25 protein-coding genes and 1 tRNA gene are annotated in these 25,930 nt (G+C 72.6%); 16 read left to right on the top strand and 10 right to left on the bottom strand.

Features of this window, described 5'->3' with window-relative positions; all coding sequences use genetic code 11:
• The first annotated feature begins 74 nt into the window (after nt 1–74).
• Both K7396_RS17030 and K7396_RS17035 read left to right on the top strand, forming a co-directional pair.
• Entirely contained in the window at nt 75–371 is a 297-nt protein-coding gene (locus K7396_RS17030) for a type II toxin-antitoxin system VapB family antitoxin (protein ID WP_030084955.1), read from the top strand.
• Between the two features lie 172 nt (nt 372–543).
• Nucleotides 544–1,188, top strand: coding sequence for a LytR C-terminal domain-containing protein (locus K7396_RS17035; protein ID WP_086715804.1), 645 nt, complete (start codon nt 544–546; stop codon nt 1,186–1,188).
• A 67-nt stretch (nt 1,189–1,255) separates the two neighbouring features.
• Here the strand turns inward: K7396_RS17035 and upp are convergent, their stop codons facing one another.
• Nucleotides 1,256–1,891: a uracil phosphoribosyltransferase gene (gene upp, locus K7396_RS17040; RefSeq protein WP_086715806.1), complete on the bottom strand. Its 636-nt coding sequence runs from the start codon at nt 1,889–1,891 to the stop codon at nt 1,256–1,258.
• A gap of 175 nt (nt 1,892–2,066) precedes the next feature.
• On the opposite strand from upp, the gene K7396_RS17045 reads away from it, so the two are divergent.
• The 4 genes from K7396_RS17045 to K7396_RS17060 all read left to right on the top strand — a co-directional run bounded on the left by K7396_RS17045 (nt 2,067) and on the right by K7396_RS17060 (nt 3,867).
• On the top strand, nt 2,067–2,285 hold the full coding sequence (locus K7396_RS17045) for a hypothetical protein (protein WP_086715810.1): 219 nt from the start codon (nt 2,067–2,069) through the stop codon (nt 2,283–2,285).
• Nucleotides 2,286–2,496: 211 nt separating this feature from the next.
• Nucleotides 2,497–3,048: a tRNA adenosine deaminase-associated protein gene (locus K7396_RS17050; protein WP_086715808.1), complete on the top strand. Its 552-nt coding sequence runs from the start codon at nt 2,497–2,499 to the stop codon at nt 3,046–3,048.
• 71 nt (nt 3,049–3,119) lie between these two features.
• Nucleotides 3,120–3,701, top strand: a complete 582-nt coding sequence (locus K7396_RS17055) for a nucleoside deaminase (protein ID WP_152104620.1) — start codon at nt 3,120–3,122, stop codon at nt 3,699–3,701.
• A 79-nt stretch (nt 3,702–3,780) separates the two neighbouring features.
• Nucleotides 3,781–3,867: transfer RNA gene (locus K7396_RS17060), tRNA-Ser, on the top strand.
• A gap of 434 nt (nt 3,868–4,301) precedes the next feature.
• On the opposite strand, the gene K7396_RS17065 is transcribed toward K7396_RS17060, so the two are convergent.
• Nucleotides 4,302–4,793 carry a hypothetical protein gene (locus K7396_RS17065; protein ID WP_223660042.1) on the bottom strand — a complete coding sequence of 164 codons (492 nt, stop codon included), beginning with the start codon at nt 4,791–4,793 and terminating at the stop codon, nt 4,302–4,304.
• 33 nt (nt 4,794–4,826) lie between these two features.
• Nucleotides 4,827–5,606, bottom strand: coding sequence for a DUF2127 domain-containing protein (locus K7396_RS17070; RefSeq protein ID WP_086721955.1), 780 nt, complete (start codon nt 5,604–5,606; stop codon nt 4,827–4,829).
• A gap of 783 nt (nt 5,607–6,389) precedes the next feature.
• Here K7396_RS17070 and K7396_RS17075 point away from each other — a divergent pair.
• From K7396_RS17075 to K7396_RS17100, 6 genes are all read left to right on the top strand, one after another.
• Nucleotides 6,390–6,554, top strand: coding sequence for a hypothetical protein (locus tag K7396_RS17075; protein WP_167392858.1), 165 nt, complete (start codon nt 6,390–6,392; stop codon nt 6,552–6,554).
• A 130-nt stretch (nt 6,555–6,684) separates the two neighbouring features.
• Nucleotides 6,685–6,978 carry a Dabb family protein gene (locus tag K7396_RS17080; protein WP_086721956.1) on the top strand — a complete coding sequence of 98 codons (294 nt, stop codon included), beginning with the start codon at nt 6,685–6,687 and terminating at the stop codon, nt 6,976–6,978.
• A gap of 223 nt (nt 6,979–7,201) precedes the next feature.
• Nucleotides 7,202–8,011 (top strand): RNA polymerase sigma factor SigF, encoded by an 810-nt coding sequence (locus K7396_RS17085; RefSeq protein WP_026169670.1) that lies wholly within the window; start codon nt 7,202–7,204, stop codon nt 8,009–8,011.
• Between the two features lie 190 nt (nt 8,012–8,201).
• Entirely contained in the window at nt 8,202–9,038 is an 837-nt protein-coding gene (locus K7396_RS17090) for an RNA polymerase sigma factor SigF (protein ID WP_026169669.1), read from the top strand.
• Nucleotides 9,039–9,736: 698 nt separating this feature from the next.
• Nucleotides 9,737–10,576, top strand: a complete 840-nt coding sequence (locus K7396_RS17095) for a hypothetical protein (protein ID WP_170314283.1) — start codon at nt 9,737–9,739, stop codon at nt 10,574–10,576.
• 256 nt (nt 10,577–10,832) lie between these two features.
• On the top strand, nt 10,833–11,306 hold the full coding sequence (locus tag K7396_RS17100; RefSeq protein WP_086718133.1) for a VOC family protein: 474 nt from the start codon (nt 10,833–10,835) through the stop codon (nt 11,304–11,306).
• An 81-nt stretch (nt 11,307–11,387) separates the two neighbouring features.
• Here K7396_RS17100 and K7396_RS17105 read toward each other — a convergent pair whose 3' ends face one another.
• Nucleotides 11,388–11,963, bottom strand: a complete 576-nt coding sequence (locus K7396_RS17105) for a MarR family winged helix-turn-helix transcriptional regulator (protein WP_086718132.1) — start codon at nt 11,961–11,963, stop codon at nt 11,388–11,390.
• Nucleotides 11,964–12,012: 49 nt separating this feature from the next.
• Here K7396_RS17105 and K7396_RS17110 point away from each other — a divergent pair, with 49 nt between their 5' ends.
• Nucleotides 12,013–13,332 carry an amidohydrolase family protein gene (locus K7396_RS17110; protein WP_086718131.1) on the top strand — a complete coding sequence of 440 codons (1,320 nt, stop codon included), beginning with the start codon at nt 12,013–12,015 and terminating at the stop codon, nt 13,330–13,332.
• A gap of 233 nt (nt 13,333–13,565) precedes the next feature.
• Here K7396_RS17110 and K7396_RS17115 read toward each other — a convergent pair whose 3' ends face one another.
• Together K7396_RS17115 and K7396_RS17120 are read right to left on the bottom strand one after the other, a co-directional pair.
• Entirely contained in the window at nt 13,566–14,540 is a 975-nt protein-coding gene (locus K7396_RS17115) for a helix-turn-helix domain-containing protein (protein ID WP_086718130.1), read from the bottom strand.
• Nucleotides 14,541–14,814: 274 nt separating this feature from the next.
• The gene (locus tag K7396_RS17120; protein ID WP_086718129.1) at nt 14,815–15,033 is read right to left on the bottom strand and encodes a hypothetical protein; all 219 of its coding nucleotides are present in this window, start codon (nt 15,031–15,033) and stop codon (nt 14,815–14,817) included.
• 357 nt (nt 15,034–15,390) lie between these two features.
• Here K7396_RS17120 and K7396_RS17125 point away from each other — a divergent pair, with 357 nt between their 5' ends.
• From K7396_RS17125 to K7396_RS17135, 3 genes are all read left to right on the top strand, one after another.
• Nucleotides 15,391–15,864, top strand: a complete 474-nt coding sequence (locus K7396_RS17125; RefSeq protein ID WP_086718128.1) for a MarR family winged helix-turn-helix transcriptional regulator — start codon at nt 15,391–15,393, stop codon at nt 15,862–15,864.
• A gap of 11 nt (nt 15,865–15,875) precedes the next feature.
• On the top strand, nt 15,876–18,491 hold the full coding sequence (locus K7396_RS17130) for an MFS transporter (RefSeq protein ID WP_152104619.1): 2,616 nt from the start codon (nt 15,876–15,878) through the stop codon (nt 18,489–18,491).
• A 271-nt stretch (nt 18,492–18,762) separates the two neighbouring features.
• Nucleotides 18,763–19,605, top strand: a complete 843-nt coding sequence (locus tag K7396_RS17135) for a YceI family protein (RefSeq protein WP_086715293.1) — start codon at nt 18,763–18,765, stop codon at nt 19,603–19,605.
• A gap of 97 nt (nt 19,606–19,702) precedes the next feature.
• On the opposite strand, the gene K7396_RS17140 is transcribed toward K7396_RS17135, so the two are convergent.
• From K7396_RS17140 to K7396_RS17155, 4 genes are all read right to left on the bottom strand, one after another.
• Nucleotides 19,703–20,473, bottom strand: a complete 771-nt coding sequence (locus tag K7396_RS17140) for a TetR/AcrR family transcriptional regulator (RefSeq protein WP_086715294.1) — start codon at nt 20,471–20,473, stop codon at nt 19,703–19,705.
• A gap of 143 nt (nt 20,474–20,616) precedes the next feature.
• Entirely contained in the window at nt 20,617–22,200 is a 1,584-nt protein-coding gene (locus K7396_RS17145; protein ID WP_086715298.1) for an MFS transporter, read from the bottom strand.
• Between the two features lie 93 nt (nt 22,201–22,293).
• The gene (locus K7396_RS17150; RefSeq protein WP_086715299.1) at nt 22,294–24,609 is read right to left on the bottom strand and encodes an ArnT family glycosyltransferase; all 2,316 of its coding nucleotides are present in this window, start codon (nt 24,607–24,609) and stop codon (nt 22,294–22,296) included.
• A complete protein-coding gene (locus K7396_RS17155; protein ID WP_107421132.1) occupies nt 24,606–25,928 on the bottom strand; it encodes a glycosyltransferase in 1,323 nt (440 codons plus the stop codon). Before K7396_RS17155 ends, K7396_RS17150 begins: the two co-directional genes overlap by 4 nt.
• Nucleotides 25,929–25,930: the final 2 nt, after the last annotated feature.

Genomic DNA, 25,930 nt, shown 5'->3' on the forward strand with positions numbered 1-25,930 from the left:
TTTGCCGTCAATGATCCTTTTGCGTCGCTGCGGCATGGCTGCGCCCGGTGCCGCTCGCCCGGTAGGCTTTCCGTGTGATCTTCAAGCGCATCGGAAACGGTCGGCCGTACCCGGACCACGGCCGGGAGAGCACCCGCCAGTGGGCGGACGTCGCCCCGCGCCCGGTACGCCTCGACCAGTTGGTGACGACCAAGCAGCAGCTCGATCTCGAAACGCTGCTCGCCGAGGACTCCACGTTCTACGGCGACCTCTTCGCGCACGTCGTGAAGTGGGAGGGCGACCTCTATCTGGAGGACGGGCTGCACCGCGCGGTGCGCGCGGCGCTCCAGCAGCGCCAGGTGCTGCACGCCCGCGTGCTCGAACTGGGCTGACGCACGGCCCCTCGGTCGCAGACACACACCCCGGCCCAACTGGCCGAAAGTCCCCCTTACCGCTCGGCGGCACCCCGCCCATCCTGCCCGAATTGGCCCTTTTGGGTTGGGTCTCGCACGACGCGTTGATCATCTAGTAGGCACGGCCCGCCTCCCGCACTACGCTGCGCCCATGAGCATGCTGACGCCCCCAGGAATGGGCGGTAAGAAGTACCGCATCACGGGCGACAGGTATCCGCGGATGCGCCGTCCCCGCCACCGCCGCCGGATCGTCCTCACCGTCGTCGCCACGGCCTGCGTCCTCGGCCTGGCCGCCTGGGGGACCCTGCAGCTCATCGACGTCTTCGGCGGCCGCACCAGCAGCGCCCGGGCCGCCTCCCAGGGCGAACAGCACTGCCGGGACGGCGGCAAGGCGGAGGCGGCGCAGGCCGGGGCCGCCGCGCAGAAGATGCCCGCGCCCGGCGCCCTGACCGTCAATGTCTTCAACGCGACGCCGCGCTCCGGCCTCGCCAAGCGCACCGCCGACGAACTGCAGAAGCGCGGCTTCAAGATCGGCAAGGTGGGCAACGCCCCCGCCGCCTACGACAAGAAGGTCAAGGACGCGGGGATACTCCTCGGCCCCCAGGCGTCCGACGCCCCGCTGAAGGTGCTGGCCACCCAGCTCGCCGGCGCCCAGCAGAAGACCGACGGCCGCAAGGGCACCGACCTCGACCTGATCATCGGCGACGCCTTCAAGGACCTGACCCCTCAGCAGAACGCCGCGAAGTCGCTGGCCCTGCTGACGCACCCGTCCCCGGCCCCCGCCGCCAAGTGCTGACCGCATGCGAACGGGCCCCGCACCACCGCGTGGTGCGGGGCCCGGACCATGATCGGGCGGGGCGCGTTCAGCCGGCCGTGCCGTACATCCGGTCCCCCGCGTCGCCGAGGCCCGGCACGATGTAGCGGTCGTCGTTCAGCCGCTCGTCGACCGCCGCGGTGACCACCGTCACCGGCGTGCCGGCCAGCTCCTTCTCCATGACCTCGACACCCTCCGGCGCGGCCAGCAGGCAGATCGCGGTGACGTCGTCCGCACCGCGCTTGATCAGCTCACGGATCGCCGCGACCAGCGTGCCGCCCGTGGCGAGCATCGGGTCGACGACGTAGACCTGACGGCCCGAGAGGTCGTCGGGCATCCGCGTGGCGTAGGTGTGCGCCTCGTACGTCTCCTCGTTGCGCACCATGCCCATGAAGCCGACCTCGGCGGTGGGCAGCAGCCGCACCATGCCGTCCAGCATGCCCAGACCGGCCCGCAGGATCGGCACGACCAGGGGCCGCGGGTGCGAGAGCCGCACACCGGTGGTGGCCGTCACGGGGGTCTCGATCTCGACCTGCTCGGTGCGCACATCACGGGTGGCCTCGTAGGCGAGCAGGGTCACCAGCTCGTCGGCGAGCCGCCGGAAGGTGGGGGAGTCGGTGCGCTTGTCGCGCAGTGTGGTGAGTTTGTGCGCCACCAGCGGGTGGTCGACGACGTGGATCCGCATGACATCGACAGTAACCGAGCCGGAAGGCCCCGGCGCCCGCCCGTCGGAACCCTGCGCCCGCGCACCCCGGCGGGGTGGAGTCGGCATCAAACCGCCGAAAGGAGGGAAAGTGGGCACGTACGCCCGATCGGCCGTCCTGCCCCCGGGCGAAGAACCCGCCCGAGGTGGTGTGCGCGTGCCCGACCGCAAGCGGACCGACGACACGAACGACGCCCTCCCCGGCGGCGACCACGCCGCCCCGGACGCCGGGGCGGCGGCGGCGCGCCGACGCCGGCGGGCACAATTTCTGCGGGAACTGCACGAGGCCAAGGAGCTGCGCGACCGCGTCCAGCCGCGCCGCGCACGCGCCGAACGGATGCGCCAGGCCCTGCGGATGCGCACATTCCGCTGGTAGCGGAGCCTGTTCCGCTGAGAGCGAACCACCGTCGCACTACCGCCCGCGCTGCGGCACGTGAGCGACATCTCTCACAACCTCCGCACGACGCAGCGCCGAAGACCCCGCGCGAACGCGTTGTTTCTGCCACGATTCCGAAGGGGGCGGGACCAACGGCGTGCAGCGCCGCCCCGCCCGGCCCGGCACGCCTATGACCAGTGGGAGAGTCACGGTGTACTTCGCCGCACTGCTCGCGCGCACCGAAGACGGGTGGGAAGCGAGCGATACGGAGCTCGACGATGTGGAGACGCTGACCGATCTGGCCGATCTGGCCCGAGAGGCGGCGGTCGACGACGACACGGTGGTGGCCTTCATCGAGCAGGAGGACGCCTGGTTCGGCGTCGTCCGGGTGGACGGCGAGGACGACCCACGGGTCTTCCTCTCCAACGCCGCCGCCGCCGCCAAAAGCTCGTACGGCGCGATGCTGACCGACGAGCTGCTCGGCCGCGATGAGGACGACGCGGCCGACGACCTCGACAGCCTCGACCTGGACGGCACGGAGGACGGCGAACCCGAACCCGAACCCGACGACAACGTGGACGACAACGACCCCCTGGAGTCGGTGAACGGCTCCGACGGCCCGCCGCACGGCCCGCTCGGCGATGCCGCCCTGCTGGCCGACCTGGGAGTCAGCGAGAAGGAACTGCTGGCCCTGGACGGCGATGCGCTGGGCACCATCGCCGACTCGCTGGGCTGCACGGAGGTCCTCGAAGCCGTGCGCTGAGCCGGCCGGGCCGGGGTCCCCGTCCTCGGGGCCCGGGCCCCGCCCCCGGTCGCGTCCCCGACACTGGGGACATGACCGTCCCCCCATCCGCCTCTCACCCCTCCCCCGCGCCCGACCCGCTGCGCGATCCCTGGATCGCGCCGATGCGGCAGGCGCTGGACGAGGCCGCCCGAGCCCCCGGGACCGGTGACGTCCCGGTGGGCGCCGTCGTGCTGTCCGCGGACGGCACGGTCCTCGGCACCGGCCGCAACGCGCGCGAGGCCACCGGCGATCCGACCGCCCACGCCGAGATCCTCGCGCTGCGGGCGGCGGCCCGGACCCTGCGCGAGGAGGCCGCGCTCCCGCGCTCCGCCCGGCCGGAGCCGGCGGGAGGCGCCGCCGCGGCGGGCGCCGGGCGGCGGCCGGGCGAGTGGCGGCTGACGGACTGCACGCTCGTCGTCACCCTGGAGCCGTGCACGATGTGCGCCGGCGCGATCGTGCTCTCCCGCGTCGACCGCGTCGTCTACGGTGCCCGCGACGCCAAGGCCGGCGCGGCCGGCTCCCTGTGGGACGTGGTCCGTGACCGACGTCTCAACCACCGTCCCGAAGTCGTCACCGGCGTCCTGGAAGCCGACTGCGCGGCCCTGCTGACCGACTTCTTCCGGGACCGCTGACCTGCGGTCCGGCCCCGCGCCGGCCCCTTCCCGGAATCCGATTTCGGCGCACGGCCACCCGTGGGCTAGGATCTCTCTCGGTAGCGTGTCCGAGCGGCCGAAGGAGCGCGCCTCGAAAGCGCGTGAGGGGGCAACTCCTCCGTGGGTTCAAATCCCACCGCTACCGCTCAGAGGACGAGGGCCCCGATCTTTACGGATCGGGGCCCTCGTCGTGTGCGGGGTCGCGGTCGTCCGCCGCGGGTCCCGTCGTCCGCGGGGCGGGGAACTCGTCGGGGCGGGGCGCCCGCCGCGCGCGGGTCCGGCACCGACGGCCGCCGGCGCATGGCGTTCAGGTGACCCGGCCCAGGAGCAGGCCCGCATCCGCAAGCAGAAGAACCGGTCTCTTCGGCTGACGCTCAAAACGCTGCTGGGTCGCCTGAGCGGCACGTGACGCGATCGATGCCGTAGTCGGCCCGCTGTCCGGCGTCGTCGCCCGGCGGCGGGCCGCGCCAATTCCCCGGGGACTTCGCTTTGTTGCCGCCCGCGCGGGAGCCGGATCGCAAAAGCGGCGCGCCCGTGGAAACGGACGCGCCGCGGCGGCCTGGACGGCCGTGGGTGCGTTCAGGCGTTGCGGCGGTTCCGTGCCGCGCGGCGGAAGAAGCGCACGATCAGCCAGATCACCAGGATCACGACGACGAGGAAGAGGACGAAGAGCACGATCAGGAAGATGCCGAGCTTCTTGAAGAAGCCGCCCTTCTTCTTCGCCTTCGACTTCCACTTCGACGTCTTGGACTTCTTGGATGTGAAGACCGTCTTGAGCGGGGCCGAGTGGTGCGCGCTGTGGTGGCGGTAGCCGGCGGCCTGCGCCGGGGCGGCGGCGAGCCGGGAGGCGTCGGCGCTCCGGCTCGGGGCGCTCGCGGCGGCCGCCACGCGGGCACCGTCCACCGCGCCGCGGCTCGCGGCCGTGGCCGGGGCGACGGCCGCGGCCAGCAGGCCGACCAGCAGCGCCAGCACGACGGCCGGCCGGCGCCGCGCCAGCGGGGACCTGGTCGCACCCCGGGCGGGCCGGGCGGCCGCGGACGACGAATCGGACTCGCGCGGTACGGAGTTCATGGGCATCCTTCGCTTCCCCCTTGGATCGAGCGTTCAGCCATTATGGGCGGTGGCGGGCACTCCGGCCGAGGTCTCGACCTCCAGAAGAGAGGCACTGTGCCGCTCCTCGTCGAAGGCCTCGCGGCCGCCGCGCAGCCCGAAGAGCCGCTTGGTGAGCGCGATGTAGAGCACCGCGAGGATGTTGATCACCAGCGTGGCGATCTTGAGCCAGCTGACCTTCTCGGTCAGCTCGTAGATCTCCAGCGGCAGGAAGGCCGCCGTCGCCACCACCGTCAGATACTCCGCCCACCGCTTGGCGCGCCACAGGCCGACGCCCTCGACGATCTCCACCAGGGCGTACGCCAGGAGCAGCGCGGCCACCAGCAGCAGGGTGGAGTGGCGGTAGCCGAAGGTCTTCTGGATGGTGCCGACGACCGGCGAGTGGTCCAGGTCGTAGTGGAAGTGCCGGGCCACCGGGCGGAGCACGGCGACGTACTCGTCGAAGAACCGGCGGACCGCGTCCTTGCGGTTGCTGAACTGCCATACGCCGAGCGCGGCCAGCACGATGAACACACCGCGCACCGCTCGCTCGACGGCCAGGAACCGCAGGACGAACAGGTCGCGCAGGACCTTGCCGCGCGGGACCAGCGGCGCGTCGGCGGCCGGGCCCGAGCCGTGCGGGGTGCCGAGGGCGAAGTCGCCGCAGCGCAGGCAGCGCCAGGCCTCGCCGAGAGCGGTGTCCGCGCGCAGCTTGTCCCTGAGGTGCTCCTCGTGCGGGAGGTAGGTGATGTGCCCGCGGCGCGCGCAGGTACGCCGGTCCCAGTCGATCTTCATCGTTGGCGCCTGTGTTCCTCTCGTCGTCCCCCGCGGCCGCATGCCGCGACGCGGCACACCGCCGCTTCGTTGTGACGCGTACATGATGCATGCCGCGTGGCCGGCACGAGCCGCACTCCGGGCCGCACAGCGTTCGGGCACCGCGGTCGCAGGGGTCGTACGAGGTGGGAGACGCGGTGGACCTTCCCCGTGGTTGCAGACGCGGGGCGGGTGGTTGCCGGGGCGCGGGTGCGGGCACCGGGGGCTGCGCGCGGAGACCGGCCGGGATTTCGTGCGGCCGCCGCGGCCGGGTGCGGCGCACCGGGGCGGTCGCGCACGACGGAGCCCCGCCGCCGGCCGTGTCCTGGGACCCCCCGTGGAATCCAGGCACGGCGCGGCGGCGGGGCTTCCGCCGGTCGGGAGCGGCGTCGGGGGATGACCCCACTCCCGCCGATACGGACCGGACCTCCCGGTCCGCGCCGCCGCCGCGAGGGCGGACACGGCGCGGACCCCGCAGTGAGGCCCTGACCGCTGGGCCCGTGGATTCCTGCCAGATCCAGCGGGCCACCTCGTTCATGATGCCTGGGCGTTCTGTCCCAACAGGCAGGTAAAGGACCCGCTTTGGCGGGTCTTTGGTCCATAAAGCCTGGATCAGCACGGGATCGCGGGGCGCGGCCGACGGGCGGTCACAGCGGACGCGCGGGCACGACTCCCGTGATCGAACACGTGTGGTTACACTCGCCCGACTGCAACCGGGAAGTGCAGGCACTGCCGTAGGGGACTGCGTAGGGGAGATCGGGACTGATGGCGCAGGCGAAGAAGATCGCGTTGTACATGATCATCGTCTTCGTGCTGTACACGATCATCACCTCCCCTCAGCGGGCCGCCGAGATGGTCCAGATAGGCTTCGAGGGCATCTCGTCCGCCGCGCAGGGCGTCGGCGAGTTCATGACGCAGCTGATCAAGTAGGGACCGCCCGGCCCGGCCGGCGGCACCCGAGCCGCCCGGGGAACGGACCGGCCCGCGATCGGCCGGCGCCCCAGCCCCGGCCAGCCGGCCCACCGACCGGCTGCGCCCCGTCCGCCGCACGGAGGCCCCAGTGATCCGCCACCTGGTCCTGTTCAAGCTCAATGAAGGTGTCTCCCGCGACGAGGAGCGGGTGCGGGCCGGCGTCCGCGCCTTCCAGGCGCTGGAGGGCGAGATTCCGGAGCTGTCGTTCTGGGAGTGCGCCTGGAACATCACCGACCGCCCGATCGCCTACGACTTCGCCGTCAACTCCGCCGTGGCCGACACGGACGCCCTCAAGCGCTACCTCGAGCACCCGGCCCACCAGGCCGCCGCCGCCCAGTGGCGCGAATTCGCCACCTGGGTGATCGCCGACTACGAATTCTGAGCCGCGGCACCGCCGCCCACCGCTCCGCCGAGCCCCCCGTCCGCCGCGGCCGGGGGGCTTCGCCGTACCCCCGGGCGCCCACCGCCGCCCACCGGCTCCCCGGCCGGCCCGCACCCGCCCCAACTCTCTGTTCAACACGGCGTTATGGGGTGCTTGCACACAGTGCACATGTCTTGTGATGCTATGACCGCTTTTGCCGGATACATGCACTGTGAAGGGTGGCGTGACCGTGACGGCCCGTACTGCGCCCAAGGCTCCATCCCGCGAGAGCCGTAGCGCGGACACGCGGGCGCTCACGCAGGTGCTGTTCGCGGAGTTGACGGACCTCGAACCCGGCACCCCCGAACACACCCGGGTCCGTGCCGCACTCATCGAAGCCAACCTGCCACTGGTCCGCTACGCCGCGGCCCGCTTCCGCAGCCGCAATGAGCCGATGGAGGACGTCATCCAGGTCGGCACCATCGGCCTGATCAACGCGATCGACCGGTTCGACCCGGACCGGGGCGTCCAGTTCCCCACCTTCGCCATGCCCACCGTCGTCGGCGAGATCAAACGCTACTTTCGAGACAATGTCCGCACGGTCCATGTACCGCGCCGCCTCCACGAGCTGTGGGTGCAGGTCAACGGCGCGACGGAGGACCTGACGGTGCTGCACGGCCGCTCCCCCACCACCGCCGAGATCGCCGAGCGGCTGAAGATCGGCGAGGACGAGGTGCTGGCCTGCCTGGAGGCGGGCCGCTCGTATCACGCCACCTCTCTGGAGGCCGCCCAGGAGGGCGACGGCCTGCCCGGCCTGCTCGACCGCCTCGGCTACGAGGACCCGGAGCTGGCCGGCGTCGAGCACCGCGACCTCGTACGGCACCTCCTGGTCCAGCTGCCCGAGCGCGAGCAGCGGATCCTTCTGCTGCGTTACTACAGCAATCTGACGCAGTCACAGATCAGTGCGGAGCTGGGGGTGTCGCAGATGCATGTGTCGCGGCTACTGTCGCGGAGCTTCGCCCGACTGCGATCCGCAAACAGGATCGACGCGTAGCCGGGACGAGCGACCCGATCCTGCACAGATATGTCGACAAGGCGCTACAGCGTGTTGCCGACATGTGACATTCTGCAGGAACCGCGTTTGCCGTAGCGCCGCCTCCGGTATTCAGGTGGAGGAATCACTCCTCGGTCCGCCCCGGTCCGAGGACGCCGCAGCGACCCGACCGCGACCTCAAGGGGGTGGCATGTCCGTAGAACTGGGCAGCTCGAAGGTGCTTCCCGCGATTCCCGCGCCCGCACCACACGTGCATGACGACGACGCCATCAACACCCGCACGCTCTCCCGCTCCCTGTTCCTGCGGCTGGCCTCGCTCGACAAGGACTGCGCGGAACGTACGTACGTCCGTGACACGCTCATCGAACTGAACCTCCCTCTGGTGCGCTACGCGGCGGCCCGCTTCCGCAGCCGCAACGAGCCGATGGAGGACATCGTCCAGGTCGGCACGATCGGTTTGATCAAGGCGATCGACCGTTTCGACTGCGAACGCGGCGTGGAATTCCCGACGTTCGCGATGCCCACCGTGGTCGGTGAGATCAAGCGCTTCTTCCGCGACACGTCGTGGTCGGTCCGCGTCCCGCGCCGGCTCCAGGAGCTCCGGCTCGCCCTCACCAAGGCCAGCGACGAGCTCTCCCAGAAGCTGGACCGCTCCCCCACCGTCCCCGAACTGGCCCTGTGCCTGGGGGTGTCGGAGGAGGACGTCGTCGACGGCCTGGCCGTCGGCAACGCGTACACCGCCTCCTCGCTCGACTCCCCGTCCCCCGAGGACGACGGCGGCGAGGGCTCCCTCGCGGACCGCCTGGGCTACGAGGACAGCGCCCTGGAGGGCGTGGAGTACCGCGAGTCCCTCAAGCCCCTGCTGGCCAAACTCCCGGCCCGCGAGCGCCAGATCATCATGCTGCGCTTCTTCGCCAACATGACGCAGTCCCAGATCGGCGAGGAGGTCGGCATCTCCCAGATGCACGTCTCCCGCCTGCTCACCCGCACCCTGGCGCAGCTGCGCGAGGGCCTCATCTCCGACTGAGGAACGGTCCGCCGAGGGGCCGCAAGCGCTCCGTGCCGCTCGGCGGACAGCTGCAAGGACGCGGAGAGGGGTGCGGGGGCGCGGCGCGGAGGGCGCCCGCCCCGCAGCTGTGTGTTCCGGTCGTACGGCCAGGCCGTACGGCCCCGTTCGCGCGTGGTGATTCGGGCGTCGTTGTTGTTCGGGTGTCGCTGCCGTTCGGGCGTCACTGTTCGCGCGCCGTGGTTCGCGCGTTGCCGTCGGCCCGCTGTCCTTCCTGCGGCGTTGGCCATCCGGGCCCTTCATGCCCCGTCGGTGAGGCGGCGTTCTTCTTGCGGCCTAGGCCAAATGTCCTCTTCGGGCGGCTCCTTCATGTGGCCCGTGGGTGCGCGTCAATCGGACGCCGCGTTCGTGCTCCTCGTGCGGGCGATCCGTTCGTGGGGCCGTGGCGTGGGTGGGCCGCCGCACGTGCGGCCGTCTCCGTCGTCGCCTTTGCCGCGATCTTCCCGGCTTTCTCCTTCCCGGGTGGCTTCTTCGCCGCCCCCATGACCACCTTTCGGCTGCGACGACCTCCAGAGGGCCTGAACGTGGCCTTGCGAGCCGGGACTTGGTGCGGGCCTGCAGGGGCCGGCTTTCGGCCGCGTGGGAGGTGCGATCCGGACAGTCCTCGGCTGCGCGTCCCGGCCCTGTACACCTGACACGCCGTCAGCAACACTGGCCCGATGCGACGGACGACGACCGTGGCCGCCGCCTCTGCGGCCGTGCTGTGTCTGGGTTCCCTGCTGGCCGGCTGCGGCAGCGCGGCCGACGAGGGGTATGTCGCGGTGGGCGCGGCAGGCCCCGCCGATGGACGTGCGCCGTCCCGGGGCGTACCGCCGGAGGGCGGCGTCGAGCTGACGCCGCTGGACGGCGCCGGCGGCCGCGGGGGCGGTGGCGGGGACGGCAGGAGCGAGGGGCCCGGCGACGGCGGCGGTGCGCAGGCCGACCCCTCCGGAGCGGGTTCCGCCACCGGGGCCGGCAAGGGGGACGAGGCCGCCGGCGCGGGTGATCCCGGCGGGCCCGGCGCGTCCGGCGCCCCGCGCGCGACCTCCGCGCCGTCCGCCGGAGCGCACACCGGCCACGGTCACGGCGGCGCCACGCCCCCGGCCTCGCCGAGTGCGCCCAACTCCCCCACGCATCCCGGAGGTTCCGCCCCGCCGCACGGCTCCCACGCCCCCGAACCGCCCTCCCCCACCATCCCGGCCGGTCCGGGCGCCCCCCGCGGCCTCCTGATAGGCAAGCCGGCGCTCGCCGATACCGATGTCCGCTGGTGCCAGAAGGTCTCTCTCGACTTCCTCAACAGCGGCGGCCGGCCCGTCACCGCCGGCACCGTCACCTTCGGCACCCACATCATCGGCTCCCTCGGCGTCGACTGGGCCACCCGCACCTCCACCCACGACCTTCCGCTGCCGCTCGCCGTGGGCAAGAAGCGGACCGGCACCTGGCGGGTGTGTGTGGACAGCTGGCGGGTGCCGCTGGGCATGCACCTCGACACCAAGGACGTGACCTTCACCTGGAAGTGAGGGGCTGGTCCCGACCGTCCCGACCGGGCCCGTGAGTGGCTGAAACTCACCCCTGGAGGACGAGGCCCGGGGCGAGCCGGACAGCGTGAGAGCGAGCCGGAGGACGGGCGGGAGGACGGCCGGAAGGCGACACCCGGAAGAGGACCGATCCGGCGACCGCGGAGAACGTCCCGGAAGGCGATGAGTTCCGACCGGTGGCACGGTCTGAAGAGGCACAGACGCAGCCGCCGGCCGCGCCCCGTCCCAGGAGATGACCATGCCCCAGATCACCCCCAACCTGTGGTTCGACACCCAGGGCAAGGAAGCCGCGGAGTTCTACTGCTCGGTGTTCCCGAACTCGGAGATCAAGAACGTCACCTACTACAACGAGGCAGGTCCGCGCCCTGCGGGGACCGTGCTGACGGTCGAGTTCGCGCTCGACGGCCAGGAGTACACCGCGATCAACGGCGGGCCCCAGTTCACCTTCGACGAGGCGATCTCCCTGATGGTCGTCTGCGCCGACCAGGACGAGATCGACTACTACTGGACCAAGCTCTCCGAGGGCGGCGAGGAGGGCCCCTGTGGCTGGCTGAAGGACAAGTACGGCCTGTCCTGGCAGGTCGCGCCCGGCGGCATGACAGAGCTGCTGAACGACCCGGACCAGGAGCGGGCGGCCCGCGCCATGAAGGCCATGCTCGGCATGAAGAAGATCGACATCGCCGCCCTCCAGGCGGCGGCCGACCAGGTGTAGGCCGAGCGTCCCGGGCCGCGGCCCTGACAGGCGGCCCCCGGCCCCCGCGCGACCGGTGCGGGCCGGGGCCGCCGGCGCACCTCAGGACCGGCTGCGGTTCCGTCCCGCCCGTAGGGGCCGGGGCACCGAGCGGCGCTGGACGCCCACCTCGCGCAGCGCACGGGCGGCCGCCTGCACGGCGGCGGGCGACGCCTGGGCGAAGACCGCTTCATGGGCGTCGGCGTGGGCGCGGACGGCGCACTCGGCGGTGCGCACCCCGTCCGGGGTCAGCCGGATCATGGTGCTGCGGCCGTCGTCCGGTGCGGGTTCACGGACCACGAGTCCGCGGCCGGCGAGGTGGTTGACGACGTTGCTCAGGCCGCCGGAGGACAGCAGGAGGACGCGGACCAGCTCGTTCGGCTTCATCCGGTACGGCTCACCGGACCTGCGCAGGGCGACGAGGATGTCGAACTCGGCGACGGTCAGACCGAGCTCGGGGAGCACGCCGCGGGTGGCCGCGTCCAGGGCCGCGGCGAGCTGCGCTATCCGCTTCGACAGCTCGGTGGTCGGGCGGAGCACATCCGGCAGCTCGCTGCGCCAGGCGCTCAGCAGCGCATCGACGGGGTCGGGGACTGGTCCGGATGCCGCGGTCACCTCGGCAGGATAGATCACCACCATGATAGCTTTCTATAAAGCTTTCTTCCGAACGTGTGGAAGGTGATGCGCCATGGGTATCGAGCACCGCCCCGCCCCGCGCCTGCTGCTGCGCGGCGGTCTGGTCATCGACACCGCCCCCCACCCCGTCGTCCACCCGCACACCGATGTCCTCGTCGAGGGCGACCGGATCGCCGCCGTGGGCCGCGACCTGCCGCTCGACGACACCGGCGCCGGCCTGGAGGTGATCGACGCCCGCACGATGATCGTGCTGCCCGGCTTCGTAGACGCCCACCGGCACCTGTGGCAGGGAGTCCTGCGGTCCGCCGCGGTCGACGCGAGCCTCGACGGCTACTTCAGCCGGATCCTCGGTGACCTGGCCGGCCGCTTCACGCCCGCCGACGTGTACACCGGCAACCTCCTGGGGGCGCTGGAGTGCCTGGACGCGGGGGTCACCACCGTCCAGGACTTCTCCCACGTCCAGTACTCGCCGGAGCACACCGCGGCCGCCGTCGAGGCGCTGCGGGAAGCGGGCATCCGGGCCGTCTTCGGCTACGGCTACCCCGTCTTCGACGAGACCGCCCGGCAGGCCGACTGGGTGCGCAAGGCCCGCACCACCCACTTCACCTCGCGCGACGCGCTGGTCACGATGGCCCTGGCCCCGGTCGGCCCGTCCTTCACGGCGCCGGAGGCGGTGCGGGAGGACTGGCTGCTCGCCCGCGAGCTGGGGCTGCCCGTCGCGGTCCATGTGAGCGCCGGGCCGGTGGCCGAGCGGCCGATCGCCGCCCTGCGGGAACAGGGGCTGCTCACGGCCGGCACCCTGTACGTCCACGGGAACTCGCTGCCGGACTCCGAGCTGCGGCTGATCGCCGAGTCCGGCGGGGCCGTGGCGATCACACCGGCGATCGAGGCGTCGATGCGGTTCGGCGCGCCGATGGCGGGCCGGCTGCGCCGGGCGGGCGTCACCACGGGGCTGGGCGCGGACGCGGTGACCTCGGCGGCGGGCGACATGTTCTCGCAGATGCGCGCCGCGTTGATGAGCAGTCACTTCGACGCCGACACGGAGGAGTCCGCGGTCACGGCGGCCGACGTGCTGCGGATGGCCACCGCGGAGGGGGCCACGGCCCTCGGCCTGGGCGACGAGGTGGGCTCGCTGGGCGTCGGCAAGCGCGCCGACCTCGTCCTGCTGCGTGCCGATGCCCTCAACCTCGCCCCGGCGACCCACGATCCGATCGGCGCGGTGGTGACCGCCGCACACCCCGGGAACGTCGACACGGTGCTGGTGGCGGGGCGGGCGGTCAAGCGGGACGGGCGGCTGCGGTACGAGAACCTCGGCGGCGTACTGGCCGAGGCCCATCGCGCCGGCGAACGCCTCGGGGTGTCCGGGCCCTGAGACTCGGGGTGTCGGGTCCCTGAGGGCTGTCCCGTAATCCCTGGTGGATCAGCGCACGGCGTCGGCGGTGCGGGGCACCCGCCGGCCTGCGACGGGCGGGTGCCGCAGCCGGCGTCGTGCATCCGCCAGGGATTCCGGGACAGCCCTCAGGGACCGTCCGGCGGCTCATCCATGATGTCGGATGTGGCTGGTGAGTTGTGAGCTGAGCGTGCACAACTGTGTTGGCAATGAGTTCACTCGTGGCCGTGGAGCGCCTGGTGCCGGTGTTCCTTGGGCGTGGTGCCGTAGGCGGCGCGATGGGCGCGGCTGAAGTCGGTGGCGCGGGGGAATCCCCAGCGGGCGGCGATGGTCTGGATCGGGGTGGCGCGGAGCGCCGGGTCGGCGAGGTCGCGGCGGGCCGCCTCCAGGCGCCGGCGGCGGATCCACTCGGCGACCGTGGCGTCCTCGTCCCGGAAGAGCCGGTGCAGATAGCCGGCGGAGAGGTGGTGCGCCGCGGCGATCGCGCTCGGGGTGAGGTGCGGGTCGTGCAGGTTCTCCCGGATGAACGCCTGGATGCGCAGGATGAGGGTCCGCCGGTGGGTCTCCGGGGGGAGGCAGCGGCCGGCTTCGAGCGTGTGGGCGAAGAGCGCGCCGACCAGTTCGGTCAGGACCGTGCCCAGCCGGGGGCCGTCGGAGGGCCGGTAGGCGGCCGTGTCCGTGGTCAGCTGGGTGAGGAACCGGGCCAGGAGGGCGCCCATGCCTTCCCGGGTCGACACGGGCACCCCGACGATCCGGCGGGTCAGATCGCGCGGCAGCGGCACCAGGGCCTTGGGGACCTCCAGCGCCACGGTCGTGACCGGGTCCCCGCTGCTGTGGACGTCGTTCGGCAGGGTGGAGGAGTTGATGAAGAGGTCGTCCGGCCCGTACCGGGTCTCCCGGTGCCGCCACACGCAGGACCCGGCCCCGCGGACGACGAGGCAGAGGTGGTAGGTCTCGGGGTCGGACTGCCGGATCAGCTTCGGTGTGCGCCGGAAGACCACCGGCTGGAAGACGGCGCGCCACGCGGTGACGGCGCCGAGGTCCAGTACCCGCTGGGAGCCCCGGAAGTCGTCGGCGTAATCGCTGCGCAGCTCCATGGGGGCGTGGGCACGGCCCAGCATCTCGGTCCAGTAGTCGAACCGGTCCGCCGCGGGTACGTCCTCGCTCCGGAACACCGTCTCGTTCAACACGTGTCTATCCCCCGCTTTCCGAAACCGCGGTTCAAGGGCTCCCACCAGCCGGTCCCCAGTCTGCTGGACGCCCCTGACCACTGCCGCGGCGGCCCGGGGACTGGCGCCCGCAGGCCGCAACCCCTCGAACCCGCCCGGGAGTTGCTCCGGCGCACGGCGGCGCCACGGAGAGCGGGTCCGGTCGGGCGTGAGACGTGACCGGTGGCGGACAGGCCAAAGGCCCGGCACAGCCGTGCCGGGCCCCTCATGCGGGAAGTCGACTGCGCGGGAGGCGTTACGCCAGCGCGAGCCAGGCGGCGCCCGCGACGACCAGGATCGCGACGATCACGCCGATGATGACGCCCACCCGGGGGCCGGCGGACTGCTGCGGGGCGGGGGCGCGGCGGCTGCCGGCCTGCGGGGTGCCGCCCTCGTCCACGAAGGCCCGGAACATCTGCGTGCTGCCGGCCGGGTCGTAGTTGCCGCCGGCCTGGTTCTGCGGGTTGGTCGCCATGGGCAAGGACCCTAGCGAACCGGGCGCCGGGCGGCACCCCTGGGGCGCGTACGGGACGCCCGGGAAGCCGCCTACGGAGCGGGGTCGGGCCGGGTACGGGGCGTGGGCGGGGGTGCGGCCGGGTCGTCTGGGGGTGTCCCGCTACCGACCGGTATCGGCCGGGAGCCGCCACCTGGCCTCCGACCTGCACCTTTGCGCGCCACGTCACCCCGATTGACCAATTGCCGACACAGACTTTCCGTTCCCTTTACTTCAAGCCTGGACGATTCGTTTGCCTTCAGCAACCAACCTTGTTTATGGTTGCCCAAAGCAACAAAAGATGTTGATGCGATGTGCGATGGATGCGTGGAGGAACCCGTGGCCGCCCACAGTCAGTACGAGGAGCTGGCCAGGCAACTCAGCGCCATCGGTGCCGTCAAGCGCGAGATGGGGCGGATGCTGCCCCAGGAGTGCCCACCGGCCTCGGCCGGGGTGCTCACCCTCCTCGACCGGCACGGCGAGATGCGGATGAGCCAGCTCGCCGAGCTGCTCGCCATCGACATGTCGGTGACCAGCCGGCATGTCGCCCACGCCGCCGAGCGCGGGTGGATCGAGCGCAAGCCCGATCCGGTGGACAAGCGGTCGCGGCTGCTGCGCCTGACACCGAGCGGCACCGCGCTCCTGGAGGAGCTCGCCGAGCGCTACACCGCCACGCTGGCCCGGTACTTGAACGACTGGTCCGACGCCGACGTCGGACACCTCGTCGAACTGCTCGCCAGGCTCCGTACGAGCTTCGGCGACTGCCGCACCCGGGCGCATCACGACTCCACCACCCGTACACCCGCAGGATGAAAAGGAACTACATGGCTACGACCACACCAGCCGGTGTGCGGGGCGGCCACGCCAGGCACGGAGGCGGACACCACGCCTCCGACGGAGCCCCTATGACGCACCGTCAGATCATGGAGGCGCTGTCCGGGCTGCTGCTCGGCATGTTCGTCGCCATCCTGTCGTCGACGATCGTCTCCAACGCGCTGCCCGAGATCATCCACGACCTCGACGGCGGGCAGAGCGCCTACACCTGGGTCGTCACCGCCTCGCTGCTGGCGATGACCGCGACCACCCCGCTGTGGGGCAAGCTCTCGGACCTCTTCAGCAAGAAGCTGCTGGTGCAGTTCGCGCTGATCATCTATGTGGCGGGATCGGTCGTCGCCGGTCTGTCGCAGAACACCGGGATGCTGATCGCCTGCCGCGTGGTGCAGGGCATAGGCGTGGGCGGTCTGTCCGCCCTGGCCCAGATCGTGATGGCCGCGATGATCTCGCCGCGCGAGCGCGGCCGGTACAGCGGCTACCTCGGCGCCACCTTCGCCGTCGCCACCGTCGGCGGCCCGCTGCTGGGCGGCGTCATCACCGACACCGACTGGCTCGGCTGGCGCTGGTGCTTCTACGTCGGCGTGCCGTTCGCGATCATCGCGCTGATCGTGCTGCAGAAGACCCTGAAGCTGCCCGTCGTCAAGCGCGAGGGCGTCAAGGTCGACTGGGCGGGCGCCTTCTTCATCAGCGCGGCGGTCTCGCTGCTGCTGGTGTGGGTGACGCTGGCCGGTGACAAGTACGACTGGATGTCGTGGCAGACCGCCGCGATGGTCGGCGGCGCGGTCGTGCTCGGCGCGGTCTTCGTCTTCGTCGAGACCCGGGCCAAGGAGCCGATCATCCCGTTGCGGCTGTTCCGCAACAAGACGATCACCCTGGCGTCGGTGGCCTCGCTGTTCGTCGGTGTCGCGATGTTCTCCGGCACCGTCTTCTTCAGCCAGTACTTCCAGCTGGCGCGCGGCAAGTCGCCGACGATGTCCGGCGTGATGACCATCCCGATGATCGGCGGCCTGTTCATCTCGTCGACCGTCTCGGGCCAGATCATCACCAAGACCGGCAGGTGGAAGGCGTGGCTGGTCTCCGGCGGTGTGCTGGTGACCGCGGGTCTCGGCCTGCTGGGCACCATCCGCTACGACACCGAGTACTGGCACATCGCGATCTTCATGGCCCTGATGGGCCTGGGCATCGGCATGATGATGCAGAACCTGGTGCTCGCCACGCAGAACCAGGTGGCCCCCGAGGACCTCGGCTCCGCCTCGTCCGTCGTGACCTTCTTCCGGTCCCTCGGCGGTGCGGTGGGCGTCTCGGCCCTCGGTGCGGTGCTCGCCAACCGCGTCACCCACTACGTCAAGGACGGGCTGGCCGAGCTCGGCCCGAAGGCCGCCAAGGCCGCCGCCCACGGCGCCGGCAACAGCGGCGGCGGCATCCCCGACCTGGACGCCCTCCCGGCGCCGCTGCGCACCGTCATGGAGAGCGCCTACGGTCACGGTGTCGGCGATGTGTTCCTCTATGCGGCGCCCTGCGCGCTGCTCGCCTTCCTCTTCACCCTGTTCATCAAGGAGGTCGCGTTGAAGACGCGTGGCGGACTGTCCCAGAGCTCACAGGGCGCGGACACCGCGGCCGCCCCGGCGGCGGACGCCGTCGTCCCGGACCTCGCCGCCGCCGCGGCGGTCGAGGAGCTGGAGCCCGCACTGGTGGGCGCCCCGTCGGTGGCCACCGACGACGACGCGCACACGCCCTCCTGGGCGCAGCCGGCCGCGGCGACGGCCACCCGGCCGCTGGCGGCGTACGCCTCGGCGGGCGGCGGTGACGCCACCCCGGCCGGGTCCGCGATCCACGGCTTCGTCCGCAACGCGGAGGGCCACCCCGTGCCGCGCTCCGCGGTGACGCTGATCTCGCTCGGCGGGCGTCAGCTGGGCCGAGCGGTCGCCCAGGCCAACGGCTCGTACCTGCTCGACGCCCCCGGCGCCGGCTCGTACGTGCTGATCGCCGCGGCCGACGGCCACCAGCCGCAGGCGTCCACGGTCGTCGTCGGCGACCAGCCCTACGGCTACGACATCCTGCTCAGCGGCACCAGCGGCCTCGGCGGGCAGGTCCGCAGCGCGGCCACCGGCGCGCCGGTCGACGGCGCGATGGTCGTCGTCACCGACGTCCGCGGCGAGGTGCTGGCCACCGGAACGACCGGCGCCGAGGGCCACTTCGCCTTCGGCGACCTGGCGCCCGGGACCTTCACCGTCGCGGTGAACGCCGCGAACCACCGCCCGGCCGCCCTGCCGGTCGAGGTCGGCGGCCAGGGCACCACCCGGATCGAGATCGAGCTGCTGTCCGGGGCGCGGGTCGAGGGCATCGTGCGGGCCGGCGGACCGGGCGGCGCCCGGCCGCTGCCGGACGCGCGGGTCACGCTGGTGGACGCGGCGGGCAATGTCGTGGCCACCTCGACGACCGGGGAGGACGGCGCCTACGCCTTCACCGACCTGGACGCCGGCGACTACACGGTCATCGCGAGCGGCTACCCGCCCGTCGCCACCGGGCTGACGGTCGGGGCCGGGGGAGTCGACGGCTACGACGTCGAGCTCGCACACCCCGGAGGTGCGGGTACGAGGGAGTGAGTCCGGGCAGGGGCCGTGGTCGGTTGCGCATCGAGCGGACGACGCCCCTGCCACTGAAAGCCCCGGACCGGGGCGCGTGTTGAGCGGAGACGCGCCCCGGACCGGACCCGAGGGCTCCGGGCGGCGGCGCTGCGCACAGGCAGGGGACGGCCTGCACGCCGCCGACCGGAGCCCGCCCCCCGGGCTACCGGCCCTCCCCCGCTCCCGGCTCCGGCCGGGCGCGGGGAGCCGGCGAGCACGGGGCACCCACCAGCAACAAACGGGAGAGGCAATGACTTCGACGGGCGCGGGAGCTGCGGGACTGAGAGCGCAGGTCCGCACACGCGACGGCTGGGCGGTCCAGCACGCCGTGCTGACCGTCACCGACATGACGGGCGCGCAGGTGCTGCGCGCCGCGGCGGACGACGAGGGCACCATCCGCAGCGAAGGGCCGCTGCCCGCCGGGCCGTACACGGTCATCGTGACGGCGGTCGGCTACGCCCCGGTCGCCTCCAGCGCGATCGTGACGCAGAGCGGCCGGATGGACGTCGGCACCGTCGTCCTGGCGCGGCAGGGCGGGGCCGAGCTGCCGCCGCCCGGGGCCTGGACCATCGACCCGATGCACTCGACGGTGGCCGCGGTCGCCCAGCACCTGGGGATCTCCAGCGTGCACGGCCGGTTCACGGAGTTCAGCGGCCGGATCGAGATCGCCGAGGACCTCGGTGACTCGCGGGTCGAGGCGGCCATCAAGGCCGCGTCCATCGACACCGGCAACGGGATGCGCGACGGACACCTGCGCTCCGAGGACTTCCTGAACACCGAGGAGTTCCCGGAGATCACCTACCGCAGCTCGGGCCTGGCACCGGCCGGCCCGGACCGCTGGACGGTGCACGGCGAGCTGTCGCTGCACGGCGTGGTGCGCCCGGTGGACCTCGATCTGAGCTACCTCGGCACCGGGCCCGACCCCTGGGGCGGGGTGCGCGCCGCGTTCCGCGCCACCGCGGAACTGCGCCGCGAGGACTTCAAGATGAACTACAACCAGGTCGTCGCGGCCGGTATCGCGGCGATCGGCACGACGCTGAAGGTCGAGCTGGACATCCAGGCGGTGCAGGGGGAGACCCTGCCGATGGGGTGACGGTCCCCTCCGTACCCGCCGGCGGGTACGGCGAAGGCCCCGGGCCATGCGGTCCGGGGCCTTCGTCATGCCGGTTCCCGGGGCGGGCCTGCCGCCGTCAGGCCCCCGTCCCGTCCCGCATCGCCTCGATTCCCGCGATCTGCAGGTCGAGGGCGAAGGCGAAGTCCCGGTCGAGCATCTCCACCGCGCTGCGGCCCTGGCGGACGTGGTCGGCCCGGGTGGACGTCTCCAGCATCTCGGCGAACTCCGGCCGGTCCGACAGCGTCGCGACGACCTGCTCGAAGTAGTCGTCCAGGCTCATGCCCACGACCCGGCAGCGGGCCTCGTGGGTGGCCCGGATGGTGGAGAAGCCGTAGACGAAGTGGAAGAGCGACGCCAGCGCGCCGGAGACGCGGTCCGCGGCCAGGCCGCTGCGGCGCATCACCCGCTGGGTGGCGTTGGAGAAGGCCGTCGAGTGCGGGCCGATGTTGAGGAACTCGCCCAGCAGCCGGGCGGCCCAGGGGTGGCCCAGCAGCATGTCGCGATAGCCGACGGCGAGGGTGCGCAACTGGTCGCGCCAGTCGGCGTCCGCGTCCGACTCGTCGGGCAGGACCATCTCGCCGGCCACCGCGTCGACGGCCAGTTCCAGCAGGTCGTCCTTGGTGTCGACGTACCAGTACACGGACATCGCGGTGACGCCGAGCTCGGCGGCGAGCCGGCGCATCGAGAACTTCGACAGGCCCTCGGCGTCGAGCAGCCGGACCGTCGCCGCGACGATCTTGTCGAGGTCGAGTCCGGCCGGCTGCTCCGCCTTCCGTTTGAGCGGGGGCCGTTCGGTCAGCCAGACGCTGTTCGGCCGCTTGCCGGCACGCTCGTCCGTCGCTGCCATGGCGCCCCTCCCTGTCCTGAGCGTCGTCGACGTCGTGGGTGGCGTCGTCGAGGTCGGCGTCGGTGTCGTCATCGGTGACGGCACGTACGGGTGTCATACGTGCCGCCGGTACGCGCCGTTCACGATCACATACCGAGCCGATGCTATTCCGCCGCGGCGGCGGCCGGTTGCGTCCCGGCGGGCGGGGCGGACGGCGCCGCGCCCGCGCCGTCCCGCTCGGCCCGGCGCAGCAGGACGGCGGCGAGCAGCCCGCCGAGGAACACCGCGGCCGCGCCGACCAGCTGGCTGGTGCCGATGCCGGACGCGAAGGCGTCGTGGACAGCGGTCCGTTCGGCGTCCGTACGGGTCCGGGCGAGCGCCGCGGGCAGCGACCCGGCGCCCGCGGAGACCAGCGGAAGCAGCGCCGCGAAGCGGGAGTTGAGGACCGCGCCGAGGACGGCGACGCCCAGGCCCTGGCCGAACTCCATCAGGGTGCCGTTCACCCCGGCGCCCACTCCGGCCTTGGCGGGCGGGATCGCGGACATGATGGCGTTGGCCATCGTCGGCATGGCGAACGCGACCCCGACGCCCATCACGACCAGGCCGCTCAGCATGCCGCCGTAGCCGGTGCCGCCCAGCAGGGAGACGACGGCGAGCCCCGCCGCGAGCAGCGACATGCCCGACACGATCATCGCCGGGGTGCCGTACCGGCGGATCAGCCGGGCGCCCAGGCCGGTGAAGTTGACCAGGACGACGGTGACGGCGAGCGGCGCCATCCGCAGCCCCGCGTCCAACGGCCCGTAACCGAGGACGAGTTGCAGATGCTGGGTGAGCAGGAACATCGAGCCGCCCATCCCGAAGGCCACGAGGATGCCGCCCGAGACGGCGCCGATGAAGCGGCGGTTGCGGAAGAAGTGCATGTCCAGCATCGGGTGCGGGACGCGCAGCTCCCACAGCGTGAAGACGGCGAGTGCGGCGACGCCGATGGCCGCGGAGATCAGCACCCGGGCGGACAGCCAGCCGTGGAGCGGCCCGGAGATGATCGCGAAGACCACCCCGACCATTCCGGTCATGGACAGCAGGGCCCCCGGCAGGTCGACGGGGGTCCGCTGCGCCGCGGAGAGGCCGTCACCGCGGCTGGTGGATTCGGGGACGAGGGCGGCGACGGCCGCCAGCGAGGCCACCGCGACGGGGAGGTTGACCAGGAACAGCGAGCCCCACCAGAAGTGGTCCAGCAGCGCACCGCCGATCAGCGGGCCGGCGGCGAAGCCGAGGGAGTTGACCGAGCTCCAGATGCCGATGGCCCGGGGGCGCTCCTCGTCGTCGAAGATCTGCATGACGACGGCGAGGGTGGTGGTGACCAGCAGCGCACCGCCGATGCCCATGCCGGCGCGGGCGGCGATGAGCTGACCGGGCGACTGGGCGAGGGCGGCGCCGAGCGACGCGGCGCCGAACAGCGCCAGGCCCACGAGGAGCATCTTCTTGCGGCCGTAGCGGTCGGCGGAGTTGCCCGCGATGAGCAGCAGACCGGACTGGACCAGCGAGTAGGCGTTGATCATCCACTGGACGTCGGCGGTGGTCGCGCCCAGGTTCCCGGTGAGGGAGGGGATGGCGACGTTCAGGACGGTGTTGTCGAGGACGACCGTCAGCTGGGCCAGGCAGATGACGGCGAGGATCAGCCAGCGGGCGGCGGGCCGGTCCGGCGGCCGGAGGCCGGCGGCGGTGGCGTCGGAGGCCACGGAGGGCATACGGGCTCCCTGTGCGGTGCGAGCGGTGACTTACACCGTACAGGGAGCGCTATACGCCGTACATTTCCTTTTCGGCCGGCCGGGCCCCCGGGGTCACGCCTTCCGGGTCAGGTCGTAGAAGGTGGCGCTGCCGACGGTGACCTTCTCGAAGGTCTTCTCCACCCAGGACGTGATCTTCGACGAGCCGCCCCGGCCGCCGCCGGGACCGCCGTGCCCGCCGCCGGGTCCGCCCCGCCCGCCCGCGATGAAGTAGTGGATCTTCCCTTCCGCGACGTCCTTCTTGAACTGGGCGAGGGTCGGCGACGGGTCGCTCCCGTTGAAGCCGCCGATCGCCATCACCGGCTTCTCGGTGGCGAGTTGATAGCTCGCGGCGTTCTGCGAGCCGATCGCCGCCGCGGCCCAGGTGTAGTGGTCCGCGTCCTTCTCCAGCAGCGCCTTGGCCTTGGCGCTCACCTTGCTGCCGTTGAGCAGACCCCCCATGCCGCCCATCCGCCCGGTGCCCCGCTCGCCGAAGCCGCCGGGGAAGCCCTGCCGGCCGCTGCCGGCCCCTTGCCCGGGGAAGCGCCCCCGGGAGGCCCCGGGGACGTTGCTCTGCCCGGCGCCCGGCTTCCCTGCCTGCTTGCCGCCCGGCTGACCGGCCGGGAAGTTGCCCGGGGCGCCGCCCTTGCCGCCGCGCCACATCCCGGGCCGGCCGCCGGGGAAGCCGCCGGGCCCGCCCATGCCGCCCCGCACCGCGGGACCGGCCGTGATGATCGACCCGCCCTTGGGGGTGTTGACCGTGTTGAGCGTGTACGCGACCGGCCCGGCCAGCGCCGTCACCACTCCGAGCCCGGCCGCCAGCACCGCGAGGCCCGGCCCCTTCCGCGGCGACGGGCGCGCGGACGCCCCGTCCCCGACCGCGGCTCCGTCCTCGGCCGCGGCTCCGTCCCGCGCGGGCTCCCCGTCCCCGGCCGGGACTCCGTCCCCGTCCCGGGCTCCCGCCCGTACGGACGCTCCCGCCCGTGCCGCCGGCAGCAGCCCCAGCACCGACAGCGCGCCGAGCGCGAGCACCGTCCAGCGCAGCCACGGCAGCCAGTCCGGCGACCGGTCCAGCAGCACGAACGACCAGCCGGCGGTCACCGCGACCACCGCGGCGAGCACGAACGAGGCGCTCCGCCCGCCGCGTCGCGAGAACAGCCCGGCGCCCATCCCCACCAGCGCCGCGATGTACGGGGCCAGGGCGATGTTGTAGTACTGGTGGAAGATCCCGGACATGAAGCTGAAGGTCGTGAAGGTCATCAGCAGCGCGCCGCCCCACACCAGGAACTCCGCCCGCTGACCGGCCTGTTCGGCGTCGGTCGCCCGCCGGGCCCGCCGCAGCACCCACACCGCCGCGACCAGCAGGATCAGCGCCGCGGGCAGCAGCCAGGAGATCTGCCCGCCCATGTCGGACGAGAACAGCCGGGTGATGCCGGTCTGCCCCCAGCCGCCACCGCCGCCACCGGGACGCCCACCGCCGCCGACACTGCCGGTCTCGTTGCCGGTGATCCGCCCGAAGCCGTTGTAGCCGAAGGTCAGTTCCAGGAAGCTGTTGTGCTGCGAGCCGCCGATGTACGGGCGCGAGTCCGCGGGCCACAGCTCGACGGCGGCCACCCACCAGCCGCCGGACACCACGATCGCCAGTCCCGCGAGCAGCAGTTGCCCCAGCCGGCGGCGCGGCGCGACCGGCGCGCAGAAGACGTAGACCGCGGCGAGCGCGGGCAGGATCAGCCACGCCTGCAGCGTCTTGGTGAGGAAACCCAGACCGAAGCAGACACCCGCCAGCACCAGCCACTTCGTCCGGCCGTCCGCGAGCGCCCGCAGGACGGCGGCGACCGCGCAGACCATCAGCAGGCACAGCAGCGCGTCCGGGTTGTTGAAGCGGAACATCAGCGCCGCGACCGGGGTGACGGCGAGCGCCCCGCCGGCCAGCAGCGCGGCGCCCGCGCCGAACCTGCGCCGGACGGCCGCGTGGAGCACCCCGACCGTCACCACGCCCATCAGCGCCTCGGGCACCAGGATCGCCCACGAGCTGAGCCCGAAGAGCCGTACGGACAGCGCCATCGGCCACAGCGCGGCCGGCGGCTTGTCGACGGTGATGGAGTTCGCCGCGTCGGAGGAGCCGAAGAAGAACGCCTTCCAGCTCTCGCTGCCGGCCTGTACGGCGGCCGAGTAGAACTGGTTGGCGTAGCCGGAGGCGGACAGGCTCCAGAGGTAGAGAACCGCCGTGACCAGCAACAACGCCAGCAGCGCGGGCCGCGCCCAGCGCGGGGAGGCGGCGGGGCCGGCGGCCGCCGGGGAAGTGGCGGCCGGGCCCGGCGGACCTCCGTGCGGCGTGGACGGGGGCCGGTACGACGGCTGGGCCGGCGTAGCGGGCGGGTGCGGGGTCATCGAGTGCTCCTGGTCAGGTCGTGGTGATCGTGCGAAGGGTGCGGCCGCGGCCCGTCGGACTCGCCGCGCCGCTCGCGGTCCGGGAAGACCCAGGCGCGGAAGAGCAGGAACCGCAGGACGGTCGCCGCGAGGTTGGCGGCGACCAGCACCGCGAGTTCGGTGCCGTGCGAGGCGTCGCCGCCGGTGGAGTCGAGGGCGGCCAGGGAGCCGCTGGTCAGCGCCAGTCCGATGGCGAAGACCACCAAACCCTGGGCCTGGTGGCGGACCGCCCGGTCCCGGCCCCGCACCCCGAAGGTCAGCCGCCGGTTGGCGGCCGTATTGGCCAGCGCCGACAGCAGCAGCGCCACGGCGTTGGCGGCCTGCGGCCCCGCCCCGAGCCGGAAGAGCGAGTACAGGCCGAGGTAGAGCAGGGTGCTGAGCCCGCCGACGACACAGAAGCCGACGAGCTGGCGCGCCAGGCCGCCGGGCACCCCGGACAGCTCCCGGTCCCGCGGATCGTCCCCGAACGGCCGGGCGAGCCGGTCCAGCGGCAGCGCGCCGGTCGCCAGCGCCCGCCCCACCCGCCAGACGCCCTTGAGGTCGTCGGCGGCGGTCCGCACGAGCTGCACGGTGCTGTCGGGGTCGTCGACCCAGTCCACCGGCACCTCGTGGATCCGCAGCCCGGCCCGCTCCGCGAGCACCAGCATCTCGGTGTCGAAGAACCAGCCGGTGTCCTCGATCATCGGCAGCAGCCGGGCCGCGACATCGCCGCGGATGGCCTTGAAGCCGCACTGGGCGTCGGAGAAGCGGGCGGCGAGCGAGCCGCGCAGGATGAGGTTGTACATCCGCGAGATGAACTCCCGCTTCGGGCCGCGCACCACCCGCGCGCTGCGGCTGAGCCGGGAGCCGATCGCCAGGTCCGAGTGCCCGGAGATCAGGGGTGCGACCAGCGGCAGCAGGGCGTTGAGGTCGGTGGACAGGTCGACGTCCATGTAGGCCAGCACCGGCGCCTCGGAGAGCGACCACACGGTGCGCAGCGCCCGCCCGCGCCCCTTCTGCTCCAGCCGTACCGCCGTCACCTCGTCGATGGTGTCGTCGAGCAGGGCGGCGACCTCGGGCGTACGGTCCGTGCTCGCGTTGTCGGCGATGGTGATACGGAAGCTGTACGGGAAGGTGCGGACGAGGTGCTCGTGCAGCCGCCGCACACAGGGTTCGAGGTCGCGCTCCTCGTTGTACACCGGGATCACCACGTCGAGGACGGTGGCGATCTGCCCGAGCCGCAGATGCTCGCGCGGCGGCAGGGAGCCCAGCGGGGTGCGGGGCGGCTGTGTCGTCGTCATGC

The organism is Streptomyces angustmyceticus (assembly GCF_019933235.1).
Taxonomy (GTDB): domain Bacteria; phylum Actinomycetota; class Actinomycetes; order Streptomycetales; family Streptomycetaceae; genus Streptomyces; species Streptomyces angustmyceticus.

What these genes read in the sequence shown, in the direction of transcription:
- K7396_RS17055 (WP_152104620.1), top strand. Translation starts at nt 3,120, where the DNA reads ATGACCGTCCCCCCATCCGCCTCTCACCCCTCCCCCGCGCCCGACCCG.
- K7396_RS17100 (WP_086718133.1), top strand. Translation starts at nt 10,833, where the DNA reads ATGCCCCAGATCACCCCCAACCTGTGGTTCGACACCCAGGGCAAGGAA.
- K7396_RS17075 (WP_167392858.1), top strand. Translation starts at nt 6,390, where the DNA reads ATGGCGCAGGCGAAGAAGATCGCGTTGTACATGATCATCGTCTTCGTG.
- K7396_RS17140 (WP_086715294.1), bottom strand. Translation starts at nt 20,473, where the DNA reads ATGGCAGCGACGGACGAGCGTGCCGGCAAGCGGCCGAACAGCGTCTGG.
- K7396_RS17065 (WP_223660042.1), bottom strand. Translation starts at nt 4,793, where the DNA reads ATGAACTCCGTACCGCGCGAGTCCGATTCGTCGTCCGCGGCCGCCCGG.
- K7396_RS17150 (WP_086715299.1), bottom strand. Translation starts at nt 24,609, where the DNA reads ATGACCCCGCACCCGCCCGCTACGCCGGCCCAGCCGTCGTACCGGCCC.
- K7396_RS17145 (WP_086715298.1), bottom strand. Translation starts at nt 22,200, where the DNA reads ATGCCCTCCGTGGCCTCCGACGCCACCGCCGCCGGCCTCCGGCCGCCG.
- K7396_RS17095 (WP_170314283.1), top strand. Translation starts at nt 9,737, where the DNA reads ATGCGACGGACGACGACCGTGGCCGCCGCCTCTGCGGCCGTGCTGTGT.
- K7396_RS17070 (WP_086721955.1), bottom strand. Translation starts at nt 5,606, where the DNA reads ATGAAGATCGACTGGGACCGGCGTACCTGCGCGCGCCGCGGGCACATC.
- upp (WP_086715806.1), bottom strand. Translation starts at nt 1,891, where the DNA reads ATGCGGATCCACGTCGTCGACCACCCGCTGGTGGCGCACAAACTCACC.
- K7396_RS17130 (WP_152104619.1), top strand. Translation starts at nt 15,876, where the DNA reads ATGGCTACGACCACACCAGCCGGTGTGCGGGGCGGCCACGCCAGGCAC.
- K7396_RS17110 (WP_086718131.1), top strand. Translation starts at nt 12,013, where the DNA reads ATGGGTATCGAGCACCGCCCCGCCCCGCGCCTGCTGCTGCGCGGCGGT.
- K7396_RS17105 (WP_086718132.1), bottom strand. Translation starts at nt 11,963, where the DNA reads ATGGTGGTGATCTATCCTGCCGAGGTGACCGCGGCATCCGGACCAGTC.
- K7396_RS17135 (WP_086715293.1), top strand. Translation starts at nt 18,763, where the DNA reads ATGACTTCGACGGGCGCGGGAGCTGCGGGACTGAGAGCGCAGGTCCGC.
- K7396_RS17120 (WP_086718129.1), bottom strand. Translation starts at nt 15,033, where the DNA reads ATGGCGACCAACCCGCAGAACCAGGCCGGCGGCAACTACGACCCGGCC.
- K7396_RS17035 (WP_086715804.1), top strand. Translation starts at nt 544, where the DNA reads ATGAGCATGCTGACGCCCCCAGGAATGGGCGGTAAGAAGTACCGCATC.
- K7396_RS17090 (WP_026169669.1), top strand. Translation starts at nt 8,202, where the DNA reads ATGTCCGTAGAACTGGGCAGCTCGAAGGTGCTTCCCGCGATTCCCGCG.
- K7396_RS17155 (WP_107421132.1), bottom strand. Translation starts at nt 25,928, where the DNA reads ATGACGACGACACAGCCGCCCCGCACCCCGCTGGGCTCCCTGCCGCCG.